Annotated in this window: 14 protein-coding genes; 9 read left to right on the forward strand and 5 right to left on the reverse strand. The window is 70.6% G+C overall.

The window, feature by feature from the left end; translation table 11 throughout:
* The first annotated feature begins 87 nt into the window (after positions 1-87).
* Positions 88-2,532, forward strand: a complete 2,445-nt coding sequence (locus EPD65_RS08590; RefSeq protein ID WP_131583163.1) for a molybdopterin-dependent oxidoreductase — start codon at positions 88-90, stop codon at positions 2,530-2,532.
* On the forward strand, positions 2,529-3,080 hold the full coding sequence (locus EPD65_RS08595; RefSeq protein WP_207891475.1) for a TetR/AcrR family transcriptional regulator: 552 nt from the start codon (positions 2,529-2,531) through the stop codon (positions 3,078-3,080). Before EPD65_RS08590 ends, EPD65_RS08595 begins: the two co-directional genes overlap by 4 nt.
* Positions 3,081-3,099: 19 nt before the next feature.
* Here EPD65_RS08595 and EPD65_RS08600 read toward each other — a convergent pair whose 3' ends face one another.
* A complete protein-coding gene (locus tag EPD65_RS08600; RefSeq protein ID WP_131583165.1) occupies positions 3,100-4,335 on the reverse strand; it encodes a YibE/F family protein in 1,236 nt (411 codons plus the stop codon).
* Between the two features lie 81 nt (positions 4,336-4,416).
* Here EPD65_RS08600 and EPD65_RS08605 point away from each other — a divergent pair, with 81 nt between their 5' ends.
* From EPD65_RS08605 to EPD65_RS08620, 4 genes are read left to right on the forward strand one after another with little or no spacing between them, the layout of a single operon-like run.
* Positions 4,417-5,346 carry a metal ABC transporter substrate-binding protein gene (locus EPD65_RS08605; protein ID WP_131583167.1) on the forward strand — a complete coding sequence of 310 codons (930 nt, stop codon included), beginning with the start codon at positions 4,417-4,419 and terminating at the stop codon, positions 5,344-5,346.
* The gene (locus tag EPD65_RS08610; RefSeq protein WP_243640510.1) at positions 5,343-6,152 is read left to right on the forward strand and encodes a metal ABC transporter ATP-binding protein; all 810 of its coding nucleotides are present in this window, start codon (positions 5,343-5,345) and stop codon (positions 6,150-6,152) included. Before EPD65_RS08605 ends, EPD65_RS08610 begins: the two co-directional genes overlap by 4 nt.
* Complete coding sequence (locus tag EPD65_RS08615; protein ID WP_131583171.1) at positions 6,149-7,156, forward strand: metal ABC transporter permease; 1,008 nt, start codon at positions 6,149-6,151, stop codon at positions 7,154-7,156. Before EPD65_RS08610 ends, EPD65_RS08615 begins: the two co-directional genes overlap by 4 nt.
* The gene (locus tag EPD65_RS08620; protein WP_131583173.1) at positions 7,143-7,574 is read left to right on the forward strand and encodes a Fur family transcriptional regulator; all 432 of its coding nucleotides are present in this window, start codon (positions 7,143-7,145) and stop codon (positions 7,572-7,574) included. The genes EPD65_RS08615 and EPD65_RS08620 overlap by 14 nt, the downstream gene beginning before the upstream one ends.
* Positions 7,575-7,577: 3 nt before the next feature.
* On the opposite strand, the gene EPD65_RS08625 is transcribed toward EPD65_RS08620, so the two are convergent.
* Positions 7,578-8,390: an isoprenyl transferase gene (locus EPD65_RS08625; RefSeq protein ID WP_243640511.1), complete on the reverse strand. Its 813-nt coding sequence runs from the start codon at positions 8,388-8,390 to the stop codon at positions 7,578-7,580.
* Positions 8,391-8,511: 121 nt separating this feature from the next.
* On the opposite strand from EPD65_RS08625, the gene EPD65_RS08630 reads away from it, so the two are divergent.
* Positions 8,512-9,024, forward strand: a complete 513-nt coding sequence (locus tag EPD65_RS08630) for a MarR family winged helix-turn-helix transcriptional regulator (RefSeq protein WP_131583177.1) — start codon at positions 8,512-8,514, stop codon at positions 9,022-9,024.
* Positions 9,025-9,042: 18 nt separating this feature from the next.
* Here EPD65_RS08630 and recO read toward each other — a convergent pair whose 3' ends face one another.
* Positions 9,043-9,786, reverse strand: a complete 744-nt coding sequence (recO, locus tag EPD65_RS08635; RefSeq protein ID WP_131583179.1) for a DNA repair protein RecO — start codon at positions 9,784-9,786, stop codon at positions 9,043-9,045.
* An 18-nt stretch (positions 9,787-9,804) separates the two neighbouring features.
* Here recO and EPD65_RS08640 point away from each other — a divergent pair, with 18 nt between their 5' ends.
* Positions 9,805-10,623 carry an ion transporter gene (locus tag EPD65_RS08640; protein WP_131583181.1) on the forward strand — a complete coding sequence of 273 codons (819 nt, stop codon included), beginning with the start codon at positions 9,805-9,807 and terminating at the stop codon, positions 10,621-10,623.
* Between the two features lie 173 nt (positions 10,624-10,796).
* On the opposite strand, the gene EPD65_RS08645 is transcribed toward EPD65_RS08640, so the two are convergent.
* A complete protein-coding gene (locus EPD65_RS08645) occupies positions 10,797-11,318 on the reverse strand; it encodes a DUF1990 family protein (protein ID WP_131583183.1) in 522 nt (173 codons plus the stop codon).
* Positions 11,319-11,395: 77 nt separating this feature from the next.
* Between EPD65_RS08645 and EPD65_RS08650 the strand changes: the two genes are divergently transcribed.
* Positions 11,396-11,752 (forward strand): hypothetical protein, encoded by a 357-nt coding sequence (locus EPD65_RS08650; RefSeq protein WP_131583185.1) that lies wholly within the window; start codon positions 11,396-11,398, stop codon positions 11,750-11,752.
* Between the two features lie 56 nt (positions 11,753-11,808).
* Here EPD65_RS08650 and leuA read toward each other — a convergent pair whose 3' ends face one another.
* Entirely contained in the window at positions 11,809-13,536 is a 1,728-nt protein-coding gene (gene leuA / locus EPD65_RS08655) for a 2-isopropylmalate synthase (protein WP_131583187.1), read from the reverse strand.
* Positions 13,537-13,559 lie beyond the last annotated feature (23 nt).

Raw genomic sequence — 13,559 nt, forward strand, 5'->3', positions numbered from 1 at the left:
CGCGCCACACCGCGGGACCCTTGACCGGACGGTCACATGCGGGGACTATGACAGTCGTCATAATCGTCGTACGCCGAGGAGCCCGCCGTGACCGAGTGGCAGAAGTCCGCCTGCATCCTGTGTGAGTGCAACTGCGGCATCGAGGTGCAGGTCGAGGACCGCGCGCTGATCAAGATCCGCGGCGACAAGTCGCATCCCGGCTCCGAGGGCTACACCTGCGAGAAGCCGCTGCGCCTCGACCGCTACCAGAACGGCACGGAGCGACTCACCTCTCCCCTGCGCCGGCGTCCGGACGGCACCTACGAGGAGATCGACTGGGACACCGCGATCACCGAGATCGCCGGTCGACTCGCGGCGATCCGTGACGAGCACGGCGGCGACAAGATCTTCTTCTACGGCGGTGGCGGCCAGGGCAACCACCTGGGCGCGACGTACGGCCAGTCGCTGCAGGCCGCGCTCGGCGCGAAGTACAAGTCGAATGCGCTCGCCCAGGAGAAGACCGGCGAGATGTACGTCGACGGCCGGCTCTACGGCGGCCACACCAAGGGCGACTTCGAGCACGCCGAAGTCGTGGTGTTCATCGGCAAGAACCCCTGGCAGTCCCACTCGTTCCCGCGGACCCGGCCGGTCCTCAAGGAGATGGCCGCCGACCCCGGCCGTTGCATGATCGTGCTCGACCCGCGGCGCAGCGAGACCGCCGCGATGGCGGACATCCACCTCCAGGTGAAGCCGGGCACCGACGCCTGGTGCATCGCCGCGATGGTCGGCGTCCTGGTCCAGGAGGACCTGGTCGACCACGACTTCATCGACCACCACACGACCGGCGCACTGCCGGTGCTGGCGGCCTTCGCGGACGTCGACATCACCGACTACGCCGCGCGCTGCGGCGTACCGGAAGAGCTGATCCGGACCGCGGCACGACGCATCGCCGCCGCCGAGAGCGCGTGCACGTACGAGGACCTCGGCATCCAGCAGGCGCCGCACAGCACGCTCAACTCCTACATGCAGAAGATGCTCTGGATCCTGACCGGCAACTTCGCCAAGCGGGGCGGGATGTTCCTGCACTCGACCTTCGCCCCGATCGCCGGCGCAGCACCCGGCAGCGGCGGCGGCAGCCGGCGACCGAAGTCGCCAATCCAGCGCGGGCTCGCGGGTCTCCAGACGGCGGCAGTCGACGGCGTGGGCGCCGCGGCGATCCGGGTGCCGGCGTTCCTGCCGGACGCGGTCGCGACGCCCCTCGCCAGCCGCCTGCGCGGTCCGGTCGCGGCCGTCGCCAACGGCCCGGCGCCGAAGGCGGGTCCGCCGCGCTCCCCCGCCGCCGATCGTCGTACGCCGGTCACCGGCGCGCGCATCGTGGCCGGACTGGTGCCCTGCAACTCGATCGCAGACGAGTGCCTGGGCGACCACCCCGACCGGTTCCGCGCCCTGTGGCTCGACAGCACCAATCCCGCGCACTCGCTGGCCGACTCGGAGTCGTTCCGGCAGGCGATGCGTGCGGTCGACCTGAGCGTCGTCATCGACATCGCGATGACCGAGACCGCACGGCTGGCCGACTACGTGCTGCCCGCCGCGAGCCAGTTCGAGAAGTGGGAGTGCACGTTCTTCAACGTCGACTTCCCCAAGAACGTCTTCCACCTCCGGCGCCCGAGCATGGAGCCACTCACCGGCACGCTGCCGGAGCCGGAGATCTACGCGCGCCTGCTGCGCGAGCTCGGCGCGGTCGACGAGTCGGTGCTCGCTCCCCTGCGTCGCGCCGCGCACAAGGGGCGCACCCAGTTCGCGATCGCCTTCTTCGCCGCTGTCGCGGTCAACCCGAAGCTGATGGGCCTGGCCGGCTACGTGCTGCACGAGACCCTCGGCGAGGTCCTTCCCGAGGGCGCGCGCGGCACGGCGTCACTGTGGGGCGTGAGCCAGCTCTGCACGATGGCCAACCCCGCGTCGACGGCGCGGGCAGGCTTCACCGGTGAGGGCTTCGCGCCCGGCAACGCGCTCTTCGAGCGGATCCTGACCGGCGAGGCCGTCGCCTTCACCGTCGACGACTACGGCGACGCGTGGAGCTACACGCGTCGGCCCGATCAGCGCTTCACCCTCGAGGTCCCCGAGCTCCTCGAGCACCTGCGGGCGCTGAAGAGCGCAGAGAGCTCGTGGACCACCGACGAGTTCCCGATGGTGCTCTCGGCCGGCGAACGCCGCGCGTTCACCGCCAACACGATCATCCGCGATCCTTCCTGGCGTCGTCGCGATGCCCAGGGGGCGCTCCGCATCGGCACCGAGGACGCCGCGACGTACGGCGTGGAGACCGGCGACTCGCTGCGGATCGTCACCGAGAAGGGCGCCGCCGTGGCCGTTGTCGAGGTGACCGACCAGATGCAGGCGGGCCACATCTCGCTGCCCAACGGGCTCGGCGTCCAGCACGCCGACGGCACGCCCGGCGTGGCGCCCAACGAGCTCACTTCCCTGCACCACAAGGACTTCCTCGCCGGGACCCCGTGGCACAAGTACGTCCCCGCTCGCCTGGAGCCGGTCGGATGAGCACGCGCGACGCGATGATCACGAGTGCAGCGGCGCTGTTTCGCGAGCGCGGGGTGGCGGCGACATCGTTGCGCGACGTCGTCGATCACGCCAGGGCTCCACGCGGCTCGATCTACCACCACTTCCCCGGCGGGAAGGCCGAGCTGGCGGAGGCCGCCACCGGCATGGCCGGGAGCTTCATCGAGGGCCTCCTGACCGACCTCCTGGCGAACGGCGAGCCCGCTGCCGCCATCACGAAGTTCGTCGACTACTGGAAGCAGGCCCTGACCCGGCAGGACTTCGTCGACGGCTGCCCGGTGGCCGCGGCCGCCGTCTCCTCGGACGAGACCGCTGCGGCACGGGACCGGGCCGGTCGGGCGTTCACCCGCTGGCAGGACCAGGTCGCAGCGGCGCTCATCGCGCGCGGCCTGGCACCGGACGCCGCCGCCGACCGCGCCGGCCTGGCCGTTGCCGCCATCGAGGGCGCACTCATCGTTGCCCGGGCCCAGCGGAGCACGGAGCCCCTCGACCGCGTGGCGCGCCAGCTCCAGGGGCTTCTGGCCGGCTGAGCATCCCGACGACGCGCGCCTACCAGGCTGCGCGCCTCCGGGCGTGGGTACGCGGCGCGCTCACGGTCAGGGCCGCGATCACGGTCGTCGCCGGCATGGCCAGCACCAGGCCGATGCTGGACGCCAGGGTCATGACGCACTCCTCGCCGAACTGCTCGGTGAGCAACATGTCCGCGAGTGAACGGTCGTAGAGAGCGACGAAGAGCAGGGTGGTCAGCGCCGTGCCGGCGTACACGAAGACGATCGTGTAGATCGCCGAGGCGATGTGGTCCCGACCGATGCGCATCGCGCTGTTGAAGAGCTCCCGGCGCCCCATCGTGACCGAGGCCGCCCGCAGCTCCCACACGGCCGAGGACTGCGTGATCGTCACGTCGTTGAGCACGCCGAGACCGGCGATGATGATCGCCGCCACCATCAGGCCGCGGAAGTCCAGGTCGCCGGCGAAGGTGCGCACGGGATCGACCGCTTCCGCGCCCAGCCCGCTGAGGTGGGTGAAACCGACGGCCTGTCCGGCCAGCACCGCGGTGATCGCGAGCCCCACGAGGGTGCCGGCGAGCGCCGTGCTCGTGCGGACCGAGACGCCGTGAGCGGCGTACAGGACGACGAACATGATCGCGCCCGCGGCGGTCAGCGCCACCGGCACGGGTGCGTGGCCCTCGAGCAGCGCAGGCACCATCCAGAACCAGGTCACGGCGCCGGCGATGCCCAGGCCGAGCAGCGCGAGCAGTCCGCGCCTGCGCGCGACCAGCAGCACCACCAGGGCGAAGCCGGCGGCCAGCAGGCCGACGGGCATCTCGCGCTTGGTGCCGAAGTACGAGTACACCGGCTTTCCCTCGGCACCTGGCACACGGGCGAGGGTGACCCTGTCCCCCGCGGCCAGGCCGGAACGGGTCGCGCCCGGATCGCCGGGTACGTCGATCGTGGTCCCGTCGCCGAGGCGGACGGTCAGGCCGTCACAGCCGGCGGGCATCGTCGGCATGGACGACGGGTCGGCGTTCGGGTCGACGACGGGGCACGGCACATGGGTGCGGACCACTGTCGCGGTCGGATAGGTGGCACCAGCGACGGAGTACTGGGCGTACGGGCGGTCGCCATCGGGCCACAGCTGCACCAGACCGACGACCGTGGCCAGCGCCGCGAGGATCAGACTGACCAGGAGGACGCGACGAGGAACGGCAGCGGTGACGACGCCGGCGTAGACGGCCGGATCGTGGGAGTGCCCGTGGGAGTGCCCGTGCGTGTGTCCTTCGCCCATGCGAGGAAGGATGACAGATCAGGCGCAACGCCCGACTCCGCTCAGTTGACAATCATTCTCAATCGATTGAGAATGATTGTCATGTTCTCCTTCGTGCTCCGACTTCGTCCCCTCGCCGCCGCCGCGATCGTCGCTGCCGCCGGCCTCTCCGCCTGCGGTCCCGCGTCCAGCGCGGGCGGAGACCCGAAGATCGTGGCCGCGTTCTACCCCCTCCAGTACGTCGCGGAGCGGGTCGCCGGACCGGGCACGACGGTCGAGAACCTGACGCAGCCGGGCAAGGAGCCGCACGACCTGGAGCTCTCCGTGCGCCAGGTCGCCGACGTGAACGACGCCGACCTCCTGGTCTACGAGCGGGGCTTCCAGGCGGCGGTCGACGCCGCCGTCGACACCCGCTCGGGCGCGAAGGTGGATGCGGCAGCCGTCGCCGGGCTCCAGCCGGTGACTCCGCACCCGGAGCTCGCCGGCACCACGAGCGGCGAGGACGAGGGCAGCCTCGACCCCCACTTCTGGCAGGACCCCACGAAGCTCGCCAAGGTCGCCGACGCCATCGCGACGGAGCTCGCCTCTTCCGACCCCGACCACGCAGCCGACTACCGGAAGCGTGCCGCAGGCGTACGCCGCGACCTCGACGCGCTCGACAAGGCGTACGCCCAGGGTCTCCGCACCTGCGCGCGCACCACCGTGGTCGTCAGCCACGACGCCTTCGAGTACCTCGGTCGCTACGGGATCAAGGTCGAGCCGATCTCGGGCCTCTCCCCCGAAGCCGAGCCGACTGCCGCCGACCTGGCCGCGCTGCAGAAGCTGATCCGCAAGGACGGGATCACGACCGTCTTCTCCGAGACCCTGGTCAGCAAGGCGATGGCCGAGTCGCTCGCGCGCGACATGGGCATCCGGAGCGAGGTGCTCGATCCCCTCGAAGGCCTGACCGCGCAGGCGCAGAAGAACGGTGGCGACTACCTTTCTGTCATGCGCTCGAACCTCGCCGCCCTCCAGAAGGCCAACGGCTGTTGAGCACCGTCATCGAGGCCCGCGGACTCTCCGTCAGCATCGGCGGGCGGCCCGTGCTGCGCGGGATCGACGTGGCGATCAGCGACGGCGAGTTCGTCGCGCTGATGGGCGCCAACGGCTCCGGCAAGTCCACGCTTGTCCGGGCGCTGACCGGCCTGCGGCCCCTCATCACCGGCGAGGTCCGCCTCTTCGGTGTGCCCCTGGGGCGGTTCCGCGACCGGCAACGCCTGGGCTTCGTACCCCAGCGCCCGAGCGCCGCGGGCGGCGTACCTGCGTCGGTGTGGGAGGTGGTGTCCTCCGGTCGCCTCACGCGACGGCCGTTCCTGCGCCCCCTGCGGAGCATCGACCGCGCCGCGATCCGTAACGCTCTCGAGATCGTGGGCCTCGAGGACCGTGCTGGCGACGGCGTGGCGACCCTCTCCGGCGGACAGCAGCAACGGGTGCTCATTGCCCGCGCGCTCGCCGGAGAGCCCGAGCTCCTCTTCCTGGACGAACCGACCGCTGGCGTCGACCTGGCCAACCAGGTCGCCCTGGCCGAGGCCCTGCGACAGCTCAAGGACAAGGGCGCGACGATCGTGCTCGTCGCCCACGAGCTGGGGCCGCTCGCCCCGCTCGTCGACCGCGCGATCGTCTTGCGGGACGGCCGCGTGGCCTATGACGGCCCGCCTCTCGGCGACCACGCAGTCCCGGAGACGCTCGGCGGCGAGCCGCACACACACCACCATGGCCACGAGCTCCTGCAGGCGCGGCGGCAGCACGCACCCCAGGTCACCTCTCCCCTCGACAGCCGCCCGGAGGAGGGCCGATGACCGAGCTCCTCGGGATCCTGACCTACCCGTTCATGATCCGTGCCCTGATCGCCGCCGTCGTCACCGGCCTCGCGGCTCCGGCTGTGGGGACCTACCTCGTCCAGAAGCGCCTGTCCCTGATGGGTGACGGCATCGGTCACTGCGCGGTCACGGGCGTGGCGATCGGTCTCCTGACCCACACGTCGCCGACCTGGTCCGCCGTCGTGGTCGCCGTGCTGGCCGCCGTGGCCATCGAGCTGATCCGCGAGCGCGGCAACACCAATGGGGACCTGGCCCTCGCCCTCCTCTTCTACGGCGGCATCGCGGGCGGCGTGATGATCACCGGCATCGCGGGCCAGAGCGCCCAGACCCTCCAGTCGTACCTGTTCGGATCGCTGCTCACGATCGCGCCGAGCGACGTGGTCGTGACCGTGGCGCTGGCGCTCACCGTGCTCGTCGCCTGCCTCGGGCTCGGGCCGCAGCTCTTCGCGGTGTCCCAGGACGCCGAGTTCGCGCGCGTCGCCGGCATCCGGGTCCGGTTCTACAACGTCCTGATCGCCGTCCTGGCTGCCGTGACCGTCACGGTCGCGATGCGTACGGTCGGCCTGCTCCTGGTGTCGGCGCTCATGGTGGTGCCGGTCGCGACCGCGCAGCAGGTGACCCGCACCTTCCGCACGACGCTCGCGGCCGCCATGGGCCTCGGTCTGGTGGCCTCTGTCGGCGGCCTCGTCGCCGCAGCATGGCTCTCGTTCGCGGCTGACGTCGCGCCGGGTCCGGCGATCGTGATGCTCGCGCTCGCCTGCTTCGTGGTCTCGTGGCCCCTCGGCGCCTGGCGGCGACACCGCCAGCGTCTGCGCGAGCCCTTCGCCGCACTGGAGCCGCTGGGCCACGACGTCACGGATGCGCATCCGCACACCCATGGCGACGACTGCGGCCACCCGGCCGTCCCGCATGGCGACCACGTCGACTACATCCACGACGGGCACCGGCACGCACCACACGGAGAGCACTATGACGAGCACTGACGCCCCCCACGCGCACGGGCGCGAGGCAACGACTCCCCCCGTCCGGCCGACGAAGCAGCGGCGTGCCGTCGCGGAGGCGCTGGCCAGCTTCGGCGACTTCCGCAGCGCCCAGGAGATCCACGGCTCGCTCACCGAGCGCGGCGAGAAGGTCGGGCTGGCGACCGTCTACCGCACCCTCCAGCTGCTCAGCGATTCCGGCGAGGTCGACATGCTCCGCACCGAGGAGGGTGAGGCGATCTACCGTCGTTGCTCGGCGACCCACCACCATCACCTCGTCTGCCGCCAGTGCGGCGCCACGGTCGAGGTGGAGGGCCCGGCGGTCGAGCGGTGGACCCGCGCGATCGCCGCCGAGCACGGCTACGCCGACATCGCGCACACGCTGGAGCTCTTCGGCACCTGCCGCTCCTGCGCGGTCTGAGGCCTACTCGGCGACCGCCTCGCCGACCACGTTGGCCCCCACCTCATTGGGCTGGGCTCCGCCGTAACGACGGTCGCGGCGCGCGTACTGGTCGCACGCGGCCCACAGGTGACGCCGGTCGACATCGGGCCAGAGCACGTCGGTGAAGACGAACTCCGAGTACGCCGACTGCCAGGTCAGGAAGTTCGAGAGGCGCTGCTCCCCCGACGTACGCCAGATCAGGTCGGCGTCGGGGAACTCCGGCACGTAGAGGTGCTGGGCGATCGTCTTCTCGTCGATCTTCTCGGGGTTGATCTTGCCCGCAGCAGCCAGGCGCGCGATCGCCTTGGTCGCGTCGACCAGCTCGGGACGGCCGCCGTAGTTGATGCACATCGTGAGGGTGAGGACGTCGTTGTCCTTCGTCATCTCCTCGGCGACGCGGAGCTCCTTGAGCACGGACTTCCACAGGCGCGGTGCGCGGCCGGCCCAGCGCACGCGGACGCCGAGGGCGTTCATCTCGTCGCGCCGCCGGCGTACGACGTCGCGGTTGAAGCCCATGAGGTAGCGCACCTCGTCGGGCGAGCGCGACCAGTTCTCCGTCGAGAACGCATAGACCGTGACGGCCTTGATGCCGAGCTCGATCGCGCCCTCCATCACGTCGAAGAGCGCGAACTCGCCCTGCGCGTGGCCGGCGTTGCGCGGCAGGCCGCGCTCCTTGGCCCAGCGGCCGTTGCCGTCCATCACGATGGCCACGTGCTCGGGCACCAGGTCGGCCGGGATCGGCGGCGGCTTCACCCCGGAGACGTGCGGCTGGGGCGTGGCAAAACGGCGGGTCACAGGCCACACCCTAGAGGTCGGACCATCTTCACCATCCGACACGCGAATCATTTGATTCCCGAGTAACTTTGGTCGTGCACACTGTGACCAAACCGTGACCTTCGCACTGCAAAGAGGACCCGTGGAGCCGAAGACCCCCAACGACGTGATCGAGCAGCAGCTCACCAAGGTGATGCGCCGCAGCAACGCGATCCACGTCAGCACTGCCAGTGGCGAAGTCGCCCTCGAGCGTTCCAGCTACGGCATCCTCTGCCTCCTGGCCGACGAGGGACCGCAGCGCCTGGGCGCCATCGCCTCGGCGTTCCACCTGGACCCGTCGACGGTCACGCGTCAGGCGCAGGCTGTCGTGCGCCTCGGTCTCGCCGCCAAGAAGACCGACCCGGGCGACCGGCGCGCGACCCTCCTCAGCCTCTCCGACTTCGGCGAGCGCTCGATCAAGGAGGCGCGCGACTTCCGCCGCCAGGCGCTCGACCTGCTGCTCGCCGAGTGGTCGCCCGCTGACGTCGCCGAGTTCGGCCGCCTGCTGTCGCTCTTCAACGAGACCATCGACCACTGGGACAACGGTGCCGTCCCGGCCGAGATCACCAACCACCACCTCGCCGCGCCCGCGCCGGACGGCGAGCCCGAGGTCTGACCGACCGCGGCGCCGCGGTCAGCGCTCGACGTACGCGAGCGAGCGCAGGCCGCGCTCCACGTGCCACTGCAGGTACGCCGCGACGAGGCCGGTCGCCTCACGGCGGTGCCGTGGCTCGCTGGCGCTGACCGTGGCCCAGTCACCGGCGAGCAGCGCGCCGAGAAGCGTGATCGTCTCGGGCGCAGGACTCGCCGAACCCGGCAGCTTGTCGTTGACGCAGAGGACTCCACCCGCCGCCGGGTGGAACCAGCGGTGCGGGCCCATCTCCCCACAGCGTGCGCACGCGTCGAAGCTCGGCGCATAGCCGGCAACCGCCAGGCTCCGGAGCAGGTAGGAGTCGAGCACCTGCCCGGCCGGCTTGGGGTCGTCGGGGTTGTCGAGACCGGTCATCGCACGCAGCGCACCCACGAGCAGCAGGAACTGCTGCAGCGCCGGCTCGCGATCCTCGGTGATCAGCCTCTCGGCCGTCTCGAGCATCGCTGTGCCGGCGGTGTAGCGCTCGTAGTCGAGCCCGAGGTTCGCGGGGAACGGCGTGATCGTCACGGCCTGCGTGATCGTGTCGAGGTTGCGCCCCTCGGCGAGCTGCAGGTCGACGTGGCTGAATGGCTCGAGCCTGCTCCCCCACCGGCTGGTCGTGCGGCGTACGCCCTTGGCCACCGCGCGCACCCGACCCTGGTCACGGGTCAGCAGCGTGATGATCCGGTCGGCCTCACCCAGCTTGTGGGTGCGGAGCACGACGGCCTCGGCGCGGTAGAGGGGCACGCGTTCTATTGTGCCGTGGTGACCTCGCCCCTGATGACGCCGCGCCACCACCCCCAGGATGTTCTCTTCGACGCGGTGATGCCGGCGCTTGCGCCGGAGGCTCAGCACGCCGCCGCAGAGCTCCGGAAGGTCGGACTCCGCGACTGGGTGATGTCCCTGGCATCGGTCGTCTCGCTGGGTCTGATCGTCTGGTTCGGCTTCTGGCGCCCCGAGTCCGCGTCGGTGCGCCACGCGGCGTACGGCGTGGATGCGGCCATCTCCGGGCTCTTCGCGCTCCGCCTGCTGTCGCGGCTCTTCCGCTACGGCCGGACCTCGCGTTTCTGGGCGACGGGCTGGTGGGAGCTGATCGCGCTCGTCCCGCTGATGACGCCGTGGGCAGGGTTTGCGGGACTCCCCCTGGCCGTCATCGGCCTGGCGCGCACGACGCGCGCGATCGACACCGGCGACAACGTCGTCGGTGATGCGGTCACGGTCTTCCTCATCGACCACTTCTCCGCGCCGATCGTCGACGCGATCAAGCGCCCGATCACCGTCGCGGTCCTCGACGAGGTCATCGACGTCATCGCCACCGGCACGTACGCCGCCAACGTCCGTGCCGCTCTCGACGAGAACCGCCTCGAGCTCGAGCAGATGGTGCACGACCTGCTGATGGCCGATCGCACCGCCGGCAAGCTGAAGTACGTGCCGTTCCACGACGAGATCGTCGGCCTGGTCTCCGACACCGTGCTCCGGATCCTCGAGGGCGCCCTCGAGGACGCCCGCACCACCGAGCTGATCAGTGACGTCATCCGCAACTCGGCCGACCAGCTCCGCGACGCGATCCGCGCGAAGGCCTGACCTGGGCGGAGGCCTGACCTGCGCGGAGGCCTGACCTGCGCGGAGGCCTGACCTGCGCGGAGGCGCACGTGCGAGACGACACGCCCGGGGGCACGTGTTCCTCGGCGCGTCGATGCACACATACGACTCCCCGCCGAGACCACGCCAGCGGTGTGGCGATCAGCCGGGTCCCGTCAGGCGTCGAGAGCCCGCAGGTAGCGGCGCGTCATCCAGTTCTGCACCGCCCGCGTCATCGGGCCGCCGATGCGCGCCAGCCGGGTCGCCGGCCGTGAGAACACCCGGACGGTGAGCTGCACACCTCCATCGGCCAGCGACTCCACGAGGAAGAGCTCCTCGCCCTCCTCGGGATGGCCGGGCAGGGTGCCGTAGGCGAAGCCGACCCGCCCGGGCTCGTCCACGACGTAGGCGACCCGGCACGGGATCGGCAGCCGCGCCGGCCCGACCCCGAACCCGAGCACGACGACCGCGCCGTCGCCGACCTTCGGGCCATCCGCTGCCACGCGCAGCCCCGAGCGTTCGTGGAGCTGCCAGGTCAGCACCAGCTCGGCCGCCTCGGCGAAGGTCCGACCGCGCAGACGCCGTGTCTGCTCGAGCTGCCGGTAGCCAGCGGGCAGCGCGCCGCGCGTGGCCCCGACGTCGTCGTACGTGAACGGGGCCCGCGCGAGGAGCGCTGCCTCGGCGGCAGCAAGGAGCATGACCACCCCCGCATCATGCCCTGAGCACGTGCCTGCGAACGCGGCACATCCCCGGGCGGCGAGCGCTACCGTCAGTCATGACCAGCCGCCTGTCGCCCGCTGAGGCGGGCCTCGTCGTCGTTGCCGAGGTCGTGGTCATTGCCGCTGGCTTCGCTGGCCTGATCGGCCCCAACTGGCGCCCGGCGGGACTCCTCGCCGGCGTCGTCGCAGCTCTCGTCGCAGCATCGCTGGCGTGGTCGCGGCACGCGCTCGCCGGGCCGGCTCTCGGCGCGGCCCTGGGTCTGACCCTCGCCCAGGCGTACGTGCTCGCCACCGGCTGGAATGACGAGGAGCTCATCGATCCGCTCGTGGTGCTCGGCGGTTTCGCCACACTGGTCGGGATCATCATCGGCGCCGCGATCGCGACGGGCGCGCTGCTCCGCCCGCGCCGCTGAAACGCCGCTGCCGACTCATCCACGAGGACGAGCCGGCAGCGGAACGAGTCAGTTGATCAGGCGCGGTTGACCGCGCTCAGCACGGCCTTCAGCGAGGCGGTGACGATGTTTGCGTCGATGCCGACACCCCACAGGACCTTGTCACCCACCGCGCACTCGACGTACGCCGCAGCAACCGCGTCGCCGCCAGCAGACAGGGCGTGCTCGGTGTAGTCGAGGACGCGTACGTCGTAACCGACCTGGCTGATCGCGTCGACGAACGCCGCGATCGGGCCGTTGCCGGCACCCGACAGCTCCTTGTGCTCACCGTCGACGAAGACGCCGACACGCAGCGCGTCCGCGGCACCCACGGCGCTCTCGGTGTGGACCGAGTTGAGCTTCAGCGGAGCGTCCTTCTCGAGGTACTCGGCCGAGAAGATGCTCCAGATGTCCTCGGAAGAGATCTCGTGCCCGGAGGCGTCGGTGTGCTCCTGGATGACCCGCGAGAACTCGATCTGGGCGCGGCGCGGCAGGTCGAGGTTGTGCTCGGCCTTCAGCAGGTAGGCGACGCCACCCTTGCCGGACTGGCTGTTGACCCGGATGACCGCCTCGTACGTGCGGCCGACGTCCTTCGGGTCGATCGGCAGGTACGGCGCCTCCCACGGGATCTCGCCGACCGGCTTGCCCTGCTCACGGGCGATCCGCTCCAGGTCTTCCAGACCCTTCTTGATCGCGTCCTGGTGCGAGCCGGAGAACGCCGTGTAGACGAGGTCGCCGGCGTAGGGGTGACGCGGGTGGACCGGCAGGTTCGTGCAGTACTCGACCGTGCGACGCACCTCGTCGATGTCACCGAAGTCGATCTGCGGGTCGATGCCCTGCGAGAAGAGGTTCATGCCCAGCGTCACCAGGTCGACGTTGCCGGTGCGCTCGCCATGGCCGAAGAGGCAGCCCTCGACGCGGTCGGCGCCGGCCATCAGGCCCAACTCGGTGGCCGCGACGGCAGTGCCGCGGTCGTTGTGCGGGTGCAGGCTGATCGCGCTGACCGAGCGGCGCGTCAGGCCACGCGAGAAGTACTCGATCTGGTCGGCGTACGTGTTGGGGGTCGACATCTCGACGGTCGCCGGCAGGTTGAGGATGATCTCGCGACCGGCCTCGGGCTGCCACACGTCGGACACGGCCTCGCACACCTCGAGCGCGAAGTCGGTCGGCGTCTGGGTGAAGATCTCCGGGCTGTACTGGTAGCCGAAGTCCTGCGTGCCGACGATCGGGCCGAGCAGCGACTCGGCGTACTTCATGACCATCTCGGTGCCACGCGTCGCAATGCCGATGCACTCCTCCGGCGTGACGCCGAAGACGACGCGGCGGAAGAGCGGCGCGGTCGCGTTGTACATGTGCACGCTCGCGCGGGGCGCGCCGATGAGCGACTGCACGGTGCGCTCGATCAGGTCCTCGCGGGCCTGCGTCAGCACGGAGATCTGCACGTCGTCGGGGATCCGGTCGCCCTCGATCAGCGATCGCACGAAGTCGAAGTCGGTCTGCGACGCCGACGGGAAACCGACCTCGATCTCCTTGTAGCCCATCTTCACCAGCAGCTCGAACATCTCGAGCTTGCGGGCCGGGTCCATCGGGTCGATCAGGGCCTGGTTGCCGTCACGCAGGTCGGTGGAGAGCCACCGCGGAGCGCGCGTGATCTTCGCGTCCGGCCAGGTGCGGTCCGGCACGGTCACGGGTTCGAACGCCGTGTAGCGGCCGTACGGCATCGGCGACGGCTTCTGCTGGTTCTGGGTGTTGCTGATGTTCGTCATGGGAATTCGCCTTGAGTCAGTGA

This window comes from Nocardioides jejuensis, assembly GCF_004337475.1.
Taxonomy (GTDB): domain Bacteria; phylum Actinomycetota; class Actinomycetes; order Propionibacteriales; family Nocardioidaceae; genus Nocardioides; species Nocardioides jejuensis.

Coding starts and splice junctions, on each gene's coding strand:
- EPD65_RS08595 (WP_207891475.1), top strand. CDS start 2,529: ATGAGCACGCGCGACGCGATGATCACGAGTGCAGCGGCGCTGTTTCGC.
- EPD65_RS08600 (WP_131583165.1), bottom strand. CDS start 4,335: ATGGGCGAAGGACACACGCACGGGCACTCCCACGGGCACTCCCACGAT.
- EPD65_RS08605 (WP_131583167.1), top strand. CDS start 4,417: ATGTTCTCCTTCGTGCTCCGACTTCGTCCCCTCGCCGCCGCCGCGATC.
- EPD65_RS08615 (WP_131583171.1), top strand. CDS start 6,149: ATGACCGAGCTCCTCGGGATCCTGACCTACCCGTTCATGATCCGTGCC.
- EPD65_RS08620 (WP_131583173.1), top strand. CDS start 7,143: ATGACGAGCACTGACGCCCCCCACGCGCACGGGCGCGAGGCAACGACT.
- EPD65_RS08645 (WP_131583183.1), bottom strand. CDS start 11,318: ATGCTCCTTGCTGCCGCCGAGGCAGCGCTCCTCGCGCGGGCCCCGTTC.
- EPD65_RS08650 (WP_131583185.1), top strand. CDS start 11,396: ATGACCAGCCGCCTGTCGCCCGCTGAGGCGGGCCTCGTCGTCGTTGCC.
- leuA (WP_131583187.1), bottom strand. CDS start 13,536: ATGACGAACATCAGCAACACCCAGAACCAGCAGAAGCCGTCGCCGATG.